The following is a 15266-nucleotide window of genomic DNA, read 5'->3' as shown; positions in this document are numbered from 1 at the left end:
GCCGGGTGTGTAAGCGCAGCGATGCGTTGAGCTAACCGGTACTAATGAACCGTGAGGCTTAACCTTACAACGCCGAAGATGTTTTGGCGGATGAGAGAAGATTTTCAGCCTGATACAGATTAGATTAACCGGCGATAAGCGGGTTAATAAACAGAATTTGCCTGGCGGAGATAGCGCGGTGGTCCCACCTGACCCCATGCCGAACTCAGAAGTGAAACGCCGTAGCGCCGATGGTAGTGTGGGGTCTCCCCATGCGAGAGTAGGGAACTGCCAGGCATCAAATTTAGCGAAAGGCCATCCGTAAGGATGGCCTTTTTGCGCTGGTCCGGAAAAATGCCGGATGCGATGCTGGCGAGCCTTATCTGTCCTGCGCAGGGTTACGGTAGGGGTCAGCAGCGCATTATTCCCCCCCATACGCCAGATTCAGTAGCGGATACGGTTTCCCCAACCTGTCCGCTTCCATACGATCGCCTCACCTGCAATCCATCCTTAATATCCGCAATAATTATTCTTCTGCTAACTAAATTCTCAGTTATGGTTGTGCAAGCAAAATAACAAATGTATAACATTTGTCTTACTAAAAAATAAATAACAACCGACAAAAGCATCGGATTATGGCAGGAGAAATAATGGCATGGCAGAAAACACTGTAACGGCAGACGGCAAACTGACAAGTAGTGATACTCGTCGCCGCATTTGGGCAATTGTAGGGGCCTCATCAGGTAACCTGGTTGAGTGGTTCGATTTCTATGTCTACTCATTTTGTTCCCTCTATTTCGCCCACATCTTCTTCCCTTCAGATAACACAACCACTCAACTACTACAAACTGCCGGTATTTTTGCCGCAGGATTTCTGATGCGTCCAATAGGCGGCTGGTTATTTGGTCGTATTGCTGACAAACATGGCCGCAAGAAATCGATGCTGCTATCGGTATGTATGATGTGTTTTGGATCACTGGTCATAGCCTGCTTGCCAGGCTATGAAACAATTGGCACCTGGGCTCCGGCGTTGTTACTTCTCGCGCGTTTATTCCAGGGATTATCTGTAGGTGGAGAATATGGCACCAGCGCCACCTATATGAGTGAAGTTGCAGTAGAAGGACGCAAAGGGTTTTACGCTTCATTTCAGTATGTCACGTTGATAGGCGGGCAACTTCTGGCATTGTTGGTTGTGGTGGTTTTACAGCATACAATGGAAGATATCGCGCTTAGAGAGTGGGGGTGGCGTATTCCCTTTGCATTAGGCGCGGTGTTAGCCGTTGTGGCGTTATGGTTACGTCGTCAGTTGGATGAAACTTCGCAACAAGAAACGCGAGCTCTAAAAGAAGCGGGTTCAATGAAGGGATTATGGCGCAATCGCCGTGCATTCATCATGGTTCTCGGCTTTACGGCTGCGGGTTCTCTTTGTTTCTATACCTTCACCACCTATATGCAGAAGTATCTGGTGAATACTGCGGGTATGCACGCCAACGTAGCAAGCGGCATTATGACGGCGGCGCTGTTTGTATTTATGCTCATCCAGCCGATAATTGGAGCATTGTCGGATAAGATTGGCCGTCGGACTTCAATGTTATGTTTCGGCTCTCTGGCCGCTATTTTTACCGTCCCCATTCTTTCGGCATTGCAGAACGTCTCCTCACCTTATGCGGCTTTTGGTTTGGTGATGTGTGCCCTGCTGATTGTGAGTTTTTACACTTCAATTAGTGGGATCCTGAAGGCGGAAATGTTCCCGGCACAGGTTCGCGCATTAGGTGTTGGTCTGTCATATGCGGTCGCGAATGCCATATTTGGTGGCTCAGCGGAGTATGTGGCGTTGTCGCTAAAATCGATAGGAATGGAAACGGCATTCTTCTGGTATGTGACATTGATGGCCGTAGTCGCGTTTCTGGTTTCTTTGATGCTACATCATAAAGGGAAGGGGATGCGTCTTTAGTGATGAGCCATTTGCCAGACCGTATAACCGGTGGTGGCACCGGCTACGTCCCAGGCAAAATCTTTCCAGCTCCAGCCGCTCCCTTCGGGGCGGCTATCCCACAGCTCTTTTGACACGCCCAGACTTACAGAGAACATCAACCCGAACATGGCGCTGCGGTCGCGGCTTATCTCCCGATGCTGTGCATATTCATTTCCAGCCGCTGAAAGCATTGCCGAGGCGATAAAGTGTTGCGCTTTATCCTGTCCGCTCCAGCCATCGTTAGCCCTATGGCTGCAACCAGAAAGCAACAATAGCGAACAGGCAAAAAGAATACGCAACGTGGCCTCCAAAAAACAAACCCCGTACAGGACGGGGTTCAGATTACAGGATACGGCTAATTAATCGGTCGATACGGATACGACGCAAGCGACGGATAAGCTTGCGAACCTTCACCGGATAATCGGCAATACTTTGCAGATCGCGGTAGTGCTTAACGATAGTGGTATGCTCGCGGATCAGATCCAACTCTTTCTCACGCTGCGGCGCAAGCTCCAGTTGCGGATCGTGGATCAAAATGGCGTTTTCCAGATCCAGACGCCAGGCGCGAGGGTTCAGGTTATTACCGGTGATCAGCATCCACTTATCATCAACCCACATCCCTTTCAGGTGATAGGTATTGTCGTCATCTTTCCATAACCGGACCACTAACTGGTCAGTATTGACGTAATACTGCAAACGGCTCAGGAAACGACGCAGATTAATCTCGTAGAGATACGGCAGTGCGCCGATAATCTTGAAAGGTTCATCTTCCGGAATGTAGAAGTCATTTGCGGTTTTATCACCGACAATAATTTCGACTTTTTTCCCTTCGCGCAGCAATTGGATGATATTGCGCACGAGGATGGCCGGTAGGTTGAAGTATGGTGTGCAGATGGTCAGTTTTTGCTCGGCACACGGCATAAGATGGAAAATAGTCTTGTTCAACAGACTCGATTTTCCCAGACCCACTAATGGCGTTACGGAGAGTTGATCGTTATCGGCATCGCCCTGGAAATGATAAGCAGCATCACGCAACTCCTGGCGGAACAGGCGGATATCGTTTTTGATTTCCGGGCTTTTCGGACGGTGAATATCATCCAGACGGTTAACACCGCGACCATTCATAATATTCTGTGTAACCCATTCAAACATAATGTCTGACATTTTACGGTTACGGATCAGATGATAGCGGTCGTAGCGGTATTTATCATGCTGATGCAGGTAAACATCGTTCAGGCTGGCACCGCTATAAAGTACGCTATCGTCGATGATAAAGCCTTTAAAGTGCAGAACGCCCAGGGCTTCACGGGTATTGATCGGAACGCCATAAACCGGAACATCTACGCCCGGGTTTTCCTGCGCCATGCGGCAGTACCAGTCAGCATTGGTATTAGATGCCGCAGCGCCAATGCGCCCACGTTGTGCACGATGCCAGTCGACCAGCACCCGCACATCCAGTTCCGGACGCTGCCGTTTAGCCTCATACAACGCGCTCAGAATGCCTTTGCCACCGTCATCCTGCTCAAGATACAGGGCGACAATGCAAATGCGCTGCTTCGCGCTGGCTATTTTTTCCAGCAGTGTCTCCCGGAAGTCGGCGGGAGCGTAAAAAAAATCGACATCATCAACTGATTGAGAAATCTTGGGTAGTTGGGCAAGGTGTTGTTGATGTTTATTACGCTTAAATTTTGACAACATCACAGTGCATTTCTTCTCTGTTCATTGAAGGGTCCTCTGTGCAATGCAGACGACATAAGCGGGCAATAATAACACCAGTCCCGGTTAAGTGGTCAACATTTCCAGTACCTTACTCATGATTCCTCGCGCTGGGCAAGATTTAGCATCAGCCCAACGATCCCCTCTTCGAGCTGGATATCGACGTTAAACCCGAGCTTGCGGGCCAGCGCCACCATGCCACGATTGTTTGGCATCGTAATACCATTCAGACGTTGCAGTCCGTGATCTCGCGTATAGGTAATCAACTTTTCCATTAAGCGTCGACCTAAGCCTAACCCTTTGAGATCCGAGCGCACCAGTACGGCAAATTCGGCATCAATGTTATCAGGATCGGAGATCGCCCGAGTGACGCCAAGGATCTCTTCTTTTTGATCAATACGCCGTACAGCCACAAACGCCATTTCCCGATCGTAGTCGATCTGCGTCATGTTAGCTAAATCTTCATGGGTGAATTCGTTGATCTCGCTAAAGTAACGGTAATAAAGATCTTCTTTGGTGACTCGCGAAATGAATTGCTGAAGTTGTGGCTCATCTTCCGGCAAGATCGGGCGGAACAAGCAACGTTCGCCGTTTTTTAATTCTACCCACTCTTCTAACTGATGTGGGTACGGGCGCACAGCAAGGCGACTTTCGTTATTGCCTTCGAACGGTGCAATATCCACCGTGACATCCAGCGCGGTAAATTCACTGCCGGAAGCCAGTAAAGGGTGAATATCCAGCCGCTGAATTTCTGGGCAATCGACAATCAGGTTGGAAACCTGCACCAGTAACTGGCTTAAGCCCGCGATGTCGAGTGGACGCAGTGCGCTGCGTGCACGAATTTTTTTACTTTTGATTCCCTGAATGACCAGATAGCGAGCCAGATTCATGTTCAGCGGTGGCAGCGCCACGACAGCTTGATCTTCAGGACGCCACTCCACACCGCCCTCACCAAGCATGATCAACGGCCCGAAAACCGGATCGTGTTCCACGACTACACGCAGCTCCTGAGCGCCAGCACGATTAGCCATACTTTGCACCAACAGGCCGTGGATCCGTGCCTGCGGCCAGGCCATTTTTACCCGATCGAAAATAGCGTTCGCGGCTTGCTGGACTTCATTAGCCGTACGTAAATAGAGCATCACGCCCTGAACTTCCGATTTATGCGGAATATCCGGCGAGCGCAATTTCAGCGCCACCGGATAACCAATCTGTTCTGCAATATGCACAGCTTCGGTGCTGTCAGTGGCAATCCAGGTGGGAAGCGTGTTCATGCCATATGCTTGCAGGATTGGCTGAACCTCATGGGTATCGAGCGATGTCGCTCCTTCGGCAATGGCCTGCTGTAGCAGAATATGCGCTTCTGCGGTATTGGAGGTCAGATTGCTGGGTAACGCCGGTGTTTCGCGTAACTGCTTCTGGTTTCGACGGTACTCAACCATATGCATAAAAGCGGTGATAGTTCCTTCCGGTGTGCGATAGGTCGGAAGCCCGGCTTCACTGAATAAACGTCGCGCCTCTTGCGAGGAGTGTTCGCCGCACCAGTTAGTCAGCAGAGAGACATACTTGCTGCGAGGATGATGTTTTACTGCTTCAATTAATGCCTGTGCGCTTTCTGTGGCAGGCGCAGCGGCGCTGGGGGAATGGATAACCATCAGCGCATCAAAATCCTGGCTGTGGAGCAGAATATCCAGCGTTTTGACATAGTGCTCGCTGCTGGCGTCATCGCGTAGATCAAGCGGGTTAGAGATTGCTACATGTTCTGGCAGGGCATCGCGTAGTTTCTGGCAGGCCTCTTCACTTAACGTTGCCAGTTTACCATTGCGCGACCATAAGGCATCCAGCGCCAGTGCGGCAGGAGCAGCACCGTTGCTGATAATCATCAGCCGGTCGCCACGCAACGGACGCATGTGGCTAAGGGTTTCCACCGCCGAAAACAGTTCGTGGGTGTCCTGCACTCGCAACAAACCGGCACGCTGAATAGCTGCATCCCACGCCGGATCCATACCCGCTGTGGTGTTCAGCAATCTTTGCGCCGCCGGACTACGTCCGCTTTTAATCACCAGAATCGGCTTATTTCGCGAGGCACTACGGGCAGCCGACACAAAGCGTCGTGCGTCGCTTAATTGTTCGAGATAGAGCAAGATGGCGCTGGTTTTGCTGTCGCGTGCCAGGTAGTCGAGCAATTCATCAACGTCGATATCCAGGCTGTCACCGAGCGCAATAAAGTATGAAAACCCCATTTCACGCTGTTGCGCCCAGTCGAGGATGGTGTTGGAGACAGCAGCCGATTGTGAAATAAACGCCAGCTTGCCGCGCTTAATTGGCACTGGCGAAAAGCTGGCATTCAGCCCTTGCCAGGGAGCGAGTAATCCCAGACTGTTTGGTCCAAGCAGGCGCATGTTATGGCGCAGAGCGCAGGCGCGTAGGTCTTCGTGTTGTGATGTCGGTGAAGAAAGAATAATGCAGGTTTTACAGCCTTTCTCTCCAAGCTCTTCCAGAAGAGCAAGATTGCGGCTGGCATTAGTACATAGCACTGCGAGGTCAGGAGTAAAAGGCAAACTGGCGATGTCTGGCCATGCCAGCACGCCCTGTACCGCCTTCCAGGCTGGCGTCACCGGCAGCACCGGTCCGTTAAAGCCTCCAGCCAGCAGGTTACGCATCATCAGGTAACCTGCGCGATTGGGTTTCATCGACGCGCCAATTACCGCAATCGATTTTGGTCGCAGTAGTGCTTCCAGTCCTCGCTGACTCATGCCGGTCTCCCGCAGAAGTGACCGAATGATTTTAAACGATTTCTAACTGTTCTGCTGTGATACTACCCAGATGTTGCGTTTTTCCTGCCAGATAGCGCGTTTTAAAGCGAGTGAAATGCTCGCCTAAGCCCGTTGCGGCTTTGGTGTCACCCGCCATATCTAAAAGTGCGATGGCTACCTCAGCGGTGCAATATTGGCCTTCACTCTGAGCTTCACGCAGGCGATAGGCAGACAAACGCGAAAGATCGACGGAAATGACGGGAAGATTATCCAGATACGGACTTTTACGAAACATCTTCCGCGCTTCCGGCCAGGTGCCATCGAGCATGATAAATAGCGGTGGCTTACCAGGAGGAGGCGTAAAGATCACTTCTCGTTGCTCATCCGCATATGAGGCAGGAAAAACCACCATTGGCTGATAATACGGGTTTTGCACCAGATCCAGCAGTTCTTGCGATGGTTCGGTACGTGACCATTGAAACGCGACGGTATCTGGCAAGATATCGGCAATCAAACGTCCAGTATTGCTGGGTTTCATTGGCTCGGTGTCAAACATCAGCAAACAAAAGCGGCTTTTTGCTTCCGTTGGGGTGATGGTTGAACAGAGGCATAATTTCTCTGGCAAAAGGCAGCGTTGGCAACGACGAACGCGATTACCACGGGCAAGAAAAGGACGTGTTGCGCGCGCAATACGCTCGGCGCGTAACTGGAGAACAGCGTTTTCGGTCATAAGAGAGCGTCGAAAAAATGCCATTGTCGCAGAGGAGAAAACGGGGCACAAGATGCGCCCCGATAAGATTAAAGAGATTCGTTCAGCCAGCTATCAAACGGTGCTTTCGGCACTGCGCCGTTAAGCATGTCGACAACCTGACCATTTTTGAAAATCATGATCGTCGGAATACTGCGAATACCAAAGCGACTGCTTAATTCACGTTCAGCTTCGGTATTCACTTTTACAAAACGCACTTTACCGCTACGCTCTTGTGCAACATCTTCAAAAATCGGTGCGAAGTTACGGCAAGGGCCGCACCACGGTGCCCAGAAGTCGATCACCACAGGCAGATCGTCTTTCAGCAATTTGTCGAGTGTTTCACCGGTCGCATTAATCACCTCTCCGTCAAACAGGTCGTGACCGCAGCGTCCGCATTTTGCCGCATCGTCAATCCGTTCGTCGGGAATGCGGTTGATGGCCTGACAATGGGTACAAACGGTATTCATAACTAACCTCGGGATGAGTAAGGAGACTTATCGGCAACGACGCCGGTATGTTTCTAATATGTTACATATTATCGAGGGCATTGTTCCAGACAACAATCTGTTTTATTCAATGGGTATGATAGTCGCAGGCTTTGGAACGAAATCATGGCGAACCGCGCGCACTTCGGGTAATCTGCGCGCTTCGCGCAGCGCTGGTGGAGAAAAGCATGAACGATGAAATGAAAAGCAAAAGCGGCAAGGTCAAAGTGATGTATGTCCGCAGTGATGATGATTCTGATAAACGAACCCACAACCCGCGAACCGGGAAAGGGGGCGGGCGTCCAGGAAAATCTCGTGCCGACGGTGGCCGTCGCCCCGCCCGCGATGACAAACAGAGTCAGCCCCGTGACCGCAAGTGGGAAGAGTCGCCGTGGCGAACTGTTTCCCGCGCGCCGGGTGATGAGGCACCGGAAAAGGCCGATCACGGTGGCATCAGTGGTAAAAGTTTTATTGATCCGGAAGTGTTGCGTCGTCAGCGTGCGGAAGAAACCCGCGTCTACGGCGAAAACGCATGTCAGGCACTGTTCCAGAGCCGTCCGGAAGCGATTGTTCGCGCCTGGTTTATCCAGAGTGTAACGCCGCGTTTTAAAGAAGCATTGCGCTGGATGGCGGCAAACCGCAAAGCGTACCACGTGGTAGATGAAGCCGAGCTGGCAAAAGCGTCAGGCACGGAACATCACGGCGGCGTTTGCTTCCTGATCAAAAAGCGCAACGGCACAACCGTGCAGCAGTGGGTAAGCCAGGCAGGTGCACAGGATTGCGTACTGGCGTTGGAAAATGAATCTAACCCACATAATCTGGGCGGGATGATGCGTAGCTGTGCGCACTTCGGCGTGAAAGGTGTTGTTGTGCAGGATGCGGCGTTGCTGGAATCGGGTGCGGCTATCCGTACCGCAGAAGGTGGCGCAGAGCATGTGCAACCGATTACTGGCGACAACATTGTCAATGTGCTGGATGATTTCCGTCAGGCGGGTTACACCGTGGTGACCACTTCCAGCGAACAGGGCCAACCACTGTTCAAAACCAGTTTGCCAGCGAAAATGGTGTTGGTTTTGGGGCAGGAATATGAAGGGTTACCAGATGCTGCGCGTGATCCAAACGATCTGCGAGTGAAGATTGACGGTACTGGCAATGTTGCTGGTCTGAATATCTCTGTCGCAACGGGTGTTCTGCTTGGTGAATGGTGGCGTCAGAATAAAGCCTGATAAATCAGCCGGATGGCAGTTCTGCCATCCGGCATTTTCCCGCAAATTTACTCGCTCTCTGCCGGTAATACAGGTATCCAGTTAATCGGCTTCTCGCCACGTTGTTCCAGCCACTGATTTGCCAGTACAAAATGGTTACAGCCAAAGAATCCACGATGGGCCGATAACGGCGACGGATGCGGTGCTTTCAGTACGTGATGGCGTTGCTTATCTATAATTGCCCCTTTCTTTTGCGCATGCGACCCCCACAGTAAAAACACCACGCCTTCGCGATGCTGATTAATCAGGCTGATGACTTTATCGGTGAACGTCTCCCAGCCGAGGCTGGCGTGGGAATGCGCCTGACCTGCACGTACAGTCAATACGGTATTGAGCAGCAGCACGCCCTGGCGCGCCCAGCTTTCCAGGTAACCATGCGTCGGGCGGGTAAAGCCTGGGATGGTATTTTCCAGCTCTTTATACATATTCAGCAGTGACGGCGGTGTCGCAATACCGGGACGAACAGAAAATGCCAGACCATGTGCCTGTCCAGGTCCGTGGTAAGGATCCTGGCCGAGAATCACAACTTTGACATCGCTCAACTCAGTAAAACGGAAGGCATTAAAGACATCTTTTTGTGGCGGATAGATAGTGATGCCAGACTGCCGCTCACTGGCGACGGTCTGAAGGGTATTAAGAAAATAGGGTTGCTGCTTCTCTTCAGCCAGCACGTCATGCCAGGTTAATTCGTTAGCCATCTCGCTCTCCTGCGGATCTTCAATCCACCTAGCTTAACTGCTTCTTTCTACAGAACAAAATCAAGCTCATTTTTTAGACATAATCGAGTGCAAAAAAATGTAAATTGGTAAAATTTCACACCCGCATAAGTTGATGTAAAACAATAAAATCTATTTGCGACCACGCTTGCTGTGTGGTTTTTATTGATTTAAATCAAAGAATCAAGGGTGTTTGAGGAGTATATATACACTCAAGCAACAATGGTTTTACCAATTGGCCGCGACAGGCTGACAAATCAAATAATTTTGCCGGGGAGGCATCACATGATTACAGGTATCCAGATTACTAAAGCCGCTAATGACGATCTGCTGAACTCTTTCTGGCTGCTGGACAGCGAAAAAGGCGAAGCGCGTTGCATCGTTGCGAAAGCAGGATTTGCAGAAGACGAAGTGGTTGCAGTAAGCAAACTGGGTGATATTGAATACCGTGAAGTTCCAGTAGAAGTTAAACCAGAAGTTCGCGTGGAAGGTGGTCAGCACCTGAACGTAAACGTTCTGCGTCGCGAAACTCTGGAAGATGCTGTTAAGCATCCGGAAAAATATCCGCAGTTGACTATCCGTGTATCCGGTTATGCAGTTCGCTTCAACTCTCTGACTCCGGAACAGCAGCGCGACGTTATCGCTCGTACCTTTACTGAAAGCCTGTAAGGCTTAAGTAGCAAGATATTACAGAAGCGGAAGAGGGTGACCTCTTCCGCTTTTTGTCTATATAGATAACCATCAGTCAGGCTGGTGGTTATCTATAGACAAAAATAATGCCGGGATAAAACCCGGCATTATTTTTACTCTTCTGTCGTTTGCGGCGGCACGCCTGTTCCGCTTGGTTTGCGGCGCTTACCAATATTTTTGGTATCGCGGTGGCGTTTTTTCACCCGTGGCTTCTCTTTCTCTTTAGCCTTTTTCTTCTCGGCGCGTTTTGCCAGGACTTTCTTCGATGGTTTACCCGTCTGTTTCTCGCTTGGCGCACGCGTTTTCGGGCGTAACTCATCAATAACGCGAGCTTTAATCGGCTCTTCAATATAACGACTAACTTTGCCCAGCAGCAGATGGTCATGGGCTTCAACCAGTGAAATCGCGATCCCTTTACGACCGGCGCGAGCGGTACGCCCGATTCGGTGCAAATAGGTATCGCCACTGCGCGGCATATCGAAGTTAAAGACGTGGCTGACATCCGGAATGTCGATACCACGTGCGGCAACGTCGGTGGCAACCAGCACGTTTACGCGACCTTCAGTCAGACGCTTAATCGCTTCATTACGCTTGCCTTGTACCATCTCACCTTCGAGATAGCAGTTGTTGATGCCTGCTTCGCGCAACCAGTTTGCCAGTTCATGCACACGCTCACGCTTGCGCACAAATACGATTGAGCGAGTCGCTTCCGGCTGTTTTAACAGATGTACCAGCAACGCAGTTTTATGCTCAAGATCATCGGCACGGTAATACCACTGATGAATCTTTTTGCGCTCACGGGTGGATGGATTAGCAGAAACTTCCACCGGATCCTCCAGCAGACGTTCGGCAAAATCCTGAATGGCATCGCCTTCCAGCGTAGCTGAGAAGAGCAGGGTTTGCTTACGCCAGCGAGTTTCGCCAGCAATATGTTCGATATCCTGGGCGAAGCCCATATCCAGCATACGGTCTGCTTCGTCAAGGATCAGTGTTTCAACCGCGCGGCAATCGAAGTTCTCTTCTTTTATGTATTGCAGCAGACGTCCGGTCGTGGCGACCACGATGTCCTGGTTTTCGCTGAACACTTCCGCGTGGTTCATATAGGCCACGCCGCCGGTGATGGTGGCAATATCCAGATGTGTATGTTTCGCCAGTTCACGGGCATGATCGGCCACCTGCATCGCCAGTTCGCGAGTTGGGGTGAGGATCAAAATACGCGGTGAACCGGATTTCTTACGCGGGAAATCGAGCAGGTGCTGCAACGCTGGCAGCAGATACGCCGCCGTTTTACCGGTGCCTGTCGGCGCAGAACCGAGTACATCACGGCCATCGAGCGCAGGCGGAATGGCGGCAGCCTGAATGGCGGTCGGGCGAGTGAAACCTTTATCCTGGAGGGCTTCCAGCAGGCTTTCGTCGAGTTCAAGTTCGGAAAAAGTCGTTACAGTCATGTTCTACCTCTGTGTGGGGCGCTGATTATAGACGTTACGGCTGCAATCTTCATCTGTTTGTATGGATATCGCTTCTCAGGTATTGTTCTTACCCGGTGCTATCGCCGTTTTTACAGCAAGGTTTTATTTTCATGTCACAGTCTACATCCGTGCTTCGTCGTAATGGATTTACTTTTAAACAGTTTTTTGTCGCGCACGATCGCTGTGCGATGAAAGTGGGAACGGATGGAATTTTACTGGGCGCATGGGCTCCTGTGGCAGGGGTAAAACGCTGCCTTGATATCGGCAGTGGTAGCGGGCTACTGGCGCTAATGCTGGCGCAACGAACTGATGACAGCGTGATGATTGATGCAGTTGAACTGGAAAGTGAGGCAGCGGCTCAGGCGCAGGAAAATATCGCGCAGTCCCCGTGGGCAGAGCGGATTAATATCCATACGGCGGATATTCAGCAGTGGATAACCCAGCAGGCCGCGCGTTTTGACTTAATTATCAGTAACCCGCCGTATTATCAGCAGGGGGTTGAGTGCGCGACGCCGCAACGGGAACAGGCGCGCTATACCACTACGTTGGATCACCAGACGTTGCTCACTTGTGCGGCAGAATGCATTACCGAAGAGGGCTTTTTCTGCGTGGTGCTGCCGGAGCAGATCGGTAATGGTTTTACTGAACTGGCATTAACCATGGGATGGCATTTACGTTTACGGACGGACGTGGCGGAAAACGAGGCTCGATTACCGCATCGGGTGCTACTGGCATTCTCCCCACTGGCGGGGGAATACTTTAGCGATCGGTTAGTGATTCGTGGGCCAGACCAGAACTATTCTGAAGCGTATACGGCGCTGACCCAGGCTTTTTATTTGTTTATGTAATGATGGCCAGGCGAGAGAATCGACGGACCGGAATGCGTGAGCAACTCCGGGTAGTCCAGCGTGTAATGCAAGCCCCGGCTCTCCTTGCGCATCATCGCGCAGCGAACAATTAACTCGGCAACCTGCACCAGATTACGCAGTTCCAGTAAATTATTCGACACCCGAAAGTGGGCATAATATTCGTCTATTTCCTGCTGCAACATATTGATCCGTCGCAGGGCACGCTCCAGGCGCTTTGTTGTGCGCACAATACCGACGTAATCCCACATAAACAGACGCAGCTCATGCCAGTTATGTTGGAGCACCACCAGCTCGTCAGGATCCTCAACGCGGCTTTCATCCCATGACGGCAAGCGGTTGACGCCACGTGCATAAGGCATCCGTCTTTCAATGTCTTCCGCCGCCGACCAGCCGTAGACCAGACATTCCAGCAATGAGTTAGAGGCCATTCGGTTAGCGCCATGTAATCCTGTGTAGCTCACTTCGCCAATCGCATACAGCCCATCAACATCAGTACGCCCATAGTCATCCACCATTACACCGCCGCAAGTATAGTGCGCAGCAGGTACTATCGGCACAGGCTCTTTAGTGAGATCAATACCCAGACCCAGCAACTTTTCATAAATCATCGGGAAATGCTGACAAATAAAATCCGCAGGCTTATGACTAATATCCAGGAACATACAATCCGCGCCGAGGCGTTTCATTTCATAGTCAATAGCGCGGGCAACAATATCGCGCGGAGCCAGTTCACCACGCTCATCAAAATCGGGCATAAAGCGTGTGCCGTCCGGGCGCTTCAAATAAGCACCTTCGCCACGTAAAGCTTCTGTTAACAGGAAGTTCCGCGCCTGTGGATGATACAGCGCCGTTGGGTGGAACTGATTAAATTCGAGATTAGCAACCCGGCAACCGGCGCGCCAGGCCATGGCAATACCATCACCAGAGGAAATATCCGGATTGGTGGTGTACTGATAAACCTTCGATGCGCCGCCAGTTGCCAGCACCACAGCTTTCGCATGACAGGTTTCTACCGCTTCTTTATTGCGATTCCACACCCATGCTCCGACCACTCGTCGCGTCCCCGGCAGACCAATTTTGTCGGAAATAATCAGATCGACTGCGTTGCTGCGTTCCAGTACACGAATATTCGGATGACTCTGCGCCTTGCTCACCAGCGTAGTTTCTACTTCTTTACCAGTGGCGTCGGCGGCATGAAGAATACGGCGGTGGCTATGACCGCCTTCACGGGTCAGATGGTAACTTTCTTCCCCATTTGGTTGCACCTGGGTATCAAACAATACCCCTTGATCGATCAACCATTGCACACAGGAACGCGCATTGCTGGCAACAAACTTAACCGCATGGCTATCGCAAATTCCGGCACCGGCAACCAACGTATCTTCCACATGTGAATCGATACTGTCAGTTTCATCAAACACGGCAGCAATTCCGCCCTGGGCGTAAAACGTCGAGCCTTCAGTAACAGAGCCTTTGCTAAGAACGATGACATGATGCTTATCTGCCAGACGTAGTGCCAGTGAAAGCCCGGCAGCGCCACTACCGATAATCAACACATCACAAGAATATTCAGGGAAAGTATTCATTTTTGTTGTTTAATTTACTAAACACAGTCCGGTCAGCATAGCATCATGTTGTACAATTAAACACCTGCTATTTTAATGTTTGTTACAATGGCTAAACATATTGTTTCTGGGAGGCGGAAAAAAGGGAAGTTGCTCGTCGACGGAGGATTAGGTGGTGAAATAAAAAGGCCGTTGGGTTACTCTTCAGGCAGTTAAATGGGCATTTCTGCACAGATAATGCGTTATTCAGATTCTGTAGACTTATAATGATAGATAATGATCCGTCTACAGCATGACAAACAAAAACAGATGCGTTACGGAACTTTACAAAAACGAGACACTCTAATCTTTTGCTTGCTCAAATTGCAGCTAATGGAGTGGCGTTTCGACAGCGCGTGGAAATTTGGTTTGGGGAGACTTTACCTCGGATGAGCGAGCAGTTAACGGACCAGGTCCTGGTTGAACGGGTCCAGAAGGGAGATCAGAAAGCTTTTAACTTACTGGTAGTGCGCTATCAGCATAAAGTGGCGAGTCTGGTTTCCCGCTATGTGCCGTCGGGTGATGTTCCCGATGTGGTACAAGAAGCTTTTATTAAAGCCTATCGTGCGCTGGATTCGTTCCGGGGAGATAGTGCTTTTTATACATGGCTGTATCGGATTGCTGTTAATACGGCAAAAAATTACCTGGTTGCTCAGGGGCGTCGTCCACCTTCCAGCGATGTGGATGCCATTGAAGCAGAAAACTTCGAAAGTGGCGGCGCGCTGAAAGAAATTTCGAACCCTGAGAACTTAATGTTGTCAGAAGAACTGAGACAGATAGTTTTCCGAACTATTGAGTCCCTCCCGGAAGATTTACGCATGGCAATAACCTTGCGGGAGCTGGATGGCCTGAGCTATGAAGAGATAGCCGCTATCATGGATTGTCCGGTGGGTACGGTGCGTTCACGTATCTTCCGAGCGAGGGAAGCTATTGATAATAAAGTTCAACCGCTTATCAGGCGTTGACGATAGCGGGATACTGGATAAGGGTA

14 protein-coding genes and 1 rRNA gene are annotated in these 15266 nt (G+C 50.7%); 7 read left to right on the top strand and 8 right to left on the bottom strand.

Translation table 11 applies throughout. From position 1 onward, the window contains the following. Positions 1 to 160 precede the first annotated feature (160 nt). Positions 161 to 276 (top strand): 5S ribosomal RNA (gene rrf / locus A9587_RS01975). A gap of 358 nt (positions 277 to 634) precedes the next feature. Further along, entirely contained in the window at positions 635 to 1933 is a 1299-nt protein-coding gene (gene kgtP, locus A9587_RS01965) for an alpha-ketoglutarate permease (protein ID WP_016249093.1), read from the top strand. Here the strand turns inward: kgtP and A9587_RS01960 are convergent. The 5 genes from A9587_RS01960 to trxC all read right to left on the bottom strand — a co-directional run bounded on the left by A9587_RS01960 (position 1930) and on the right by trxC (position 7644). Then, complete coding sequence (locus A9587_RS01960) at positions 1930 to 2253, bottom strand: YfiM family lipoprotein (protein ID WP_016262268.1); 324 nt, start codon at positions 2251 to 2253, stop codon at positions 1930 to 1932. The genes kgtP and A9587_RS01960 overlap by 4 nt on opposite strands. A gap of 43 nt (positions 2254 to 2296) precedes the next feature. Further along, positions 2297 to 3652, bottom strand: a complete 1356-nt coding sequence (gene pssA / locus A9587_RS01955; RefSeq protein WP_016249092.1) for a CDP-diacylglycerol--serine O-phosphatidyltransferase — start codon at positions 3650 to 3652, stop codon at positions 2297 to 2299. A gap of 113 nt (positions 3653 to 3765) precedes the next feature. Next, complete coding sequence (patZ, locus tag A9587_RS01950; protein WP_105263393.1) at positions 3766 to 6426, bottom strand: peptidyl-lysine N-acetyltransferase PatZ; 2661 nt, start codon at positions 6424 to 6426, stop codon at positions 3766 to 3768. 31 nt (positions 6427 to 6457) lie between these two features. Continuing rightward, entirely contained in the window at positions 6458 to 7156 is a 699-nt protein-coding gene (tapT, locus tag A9587_RS01945) for a tRNA-uridine aminocarboxypropyltransferase (protein WP_001516900.1), read from the bottom strand. Positions 7157 to 7224: 68 nt separating this feature from the next. Then, positions 7225 to 7644, bottom strand: coding sequence for a thioredoxin TrxC (gene trxC, locus A9587_RS01940; protein ID WP_001098736.1), 420 nt, complete (start codon positions 7642 to 7644; stop codon positions 7225 to 7227). 206 nt (positions 7645 to 7850) lie between these two features. Between trxC and A9587_RS01930 the strand changes: the two genes are divergently transcribed. After that, entirely contained in the window at positions 7851 to 8888 is a 1038-nt protein-coding gene (locus tag A9587_RS01930) for a tRNA/rRNA methyltransferase (RefSeq protein ID WP_000997429.1), read from the top strand. 47 nt (positions 8889 to 8935) lie between these two features. On the opposite strand, the gene ung is transcribed toward A9587_RS01930, so the two are convergent. Then, a complete protein-coding gene (gene ung / locus A9587_RS01925) occupies positions 8936 to 9625 on the bottom strand; it encodes a uracil-DNA glycosylase (RefSeq protein WP_001262704.1) in 690 nt (229 codons plus the stop codon). A 303-nt stretch (positions 9626 to 9928) separates the two neighbouring features. On the opposite strand from ung, the gene grcA reads away from it, so the two are divergent. After that, positions 9929 to 10312 (top strand): autonomous glycyl radical cofactor GrcA, encoded by a 384-nt coding sequence (gene grcA / locus A9587_RS01920; RefSeq protein ID WP_000627804.1) that lies wholly within the window; start codon positions 9929 to 9931, stop codon positions 10310 to 10312. 134 nt (positions 10313 to 10446) lie between these two features. On the opposite strand, the gene srmB is transcribed toward grcA, so the two are convergent. After that, complete coding sequence (gene srmB / locus A9587_RS01915; protein WP_105263392.1) at positions 10447 to 11781, bottom strand: ATP-dependent RNA helicase SrmB; 1335 nt, start codon at positions 11779 to 11781, stop codon at positions 10447 to 10449. Positions 11782 to 11912: 131 nt separating this feature from the next. On the opposite strand from srmB, the gene trmN reads away from it, so the two are divergent. After that, positions 11913 to 12650, top strand: a complete 738-nt coding sequence (trmN, locus tag A9587_RS01910; protein ID WP_001516899.1) for a tRNA(1)(Val) (adenine(37)-N(6))-methyltransferase TrmN — start codon at positions 11913 to 11915, stop codon at positions 12648 to 12650. Here the strand turns inward: trmN and nadB are convergent. Continuing rightward, a complete protein-coding gene (nadB, locus tag A9587_RS01905; protein WP_016249088.1) occupies positions 12635 to 14257 on the bottom strand; it encodes an L-aspartate oxidase in 1623 nt (540 codons plus the stop codon). The two genes, trmN and nadB, sit on opposite strands and share 16 nt — an antisense overlap. Before the next feature lie 255 nt (positions 14258 to 14512). On the opposite strand from nadB, the gene rseD reads away from it, so the two are divergent. Continuing rightward, positions 14513 to 14668 (top strand): rpoE leader peptide RseD, encoded by a 156-nt coding sequence (gene rseD / locus A9587_RS24360; RefSeq protein WP_010378892.1) that lies wholly within the window; start codon positions 14513 to 14515, stop codon positions 14666 to 14668. Then, positions 14665 to 15240 (top strand): RNA polymerase sigma factor RpoE, encoded by a 576-nt coding sequence (gene rpoE / locus A9587_RS01900; protein WP_001295364.1) that lies wholly within the window; start codon positions 14665 to 14667, stop codon positions 15238 to 15240. The genes rseD and rpoE overlap by 4 nt, the downstream gene beginning before the upstream one ends. Positions 15241 to 15266 lie beyond the last annotated feature (26 nt).

It is taken from the genome of Escherichia sp. MOD1-EC6162, from assembly GCF_002965125.1.
In the GTDB taxonomy this organism is placed as follows: domain Bacteria; phylum Pseudomonadota; class Gammaproteobacteria; order Enterobacterales; family Enterobacteriaceae; genus Escherichia; species Escherichia marmotae.
The sequence above is the reverse complement of the archived record's forward strand: the minus strand, read 5'-3'. Positions and strand labels throughout refer to the sequence as shown.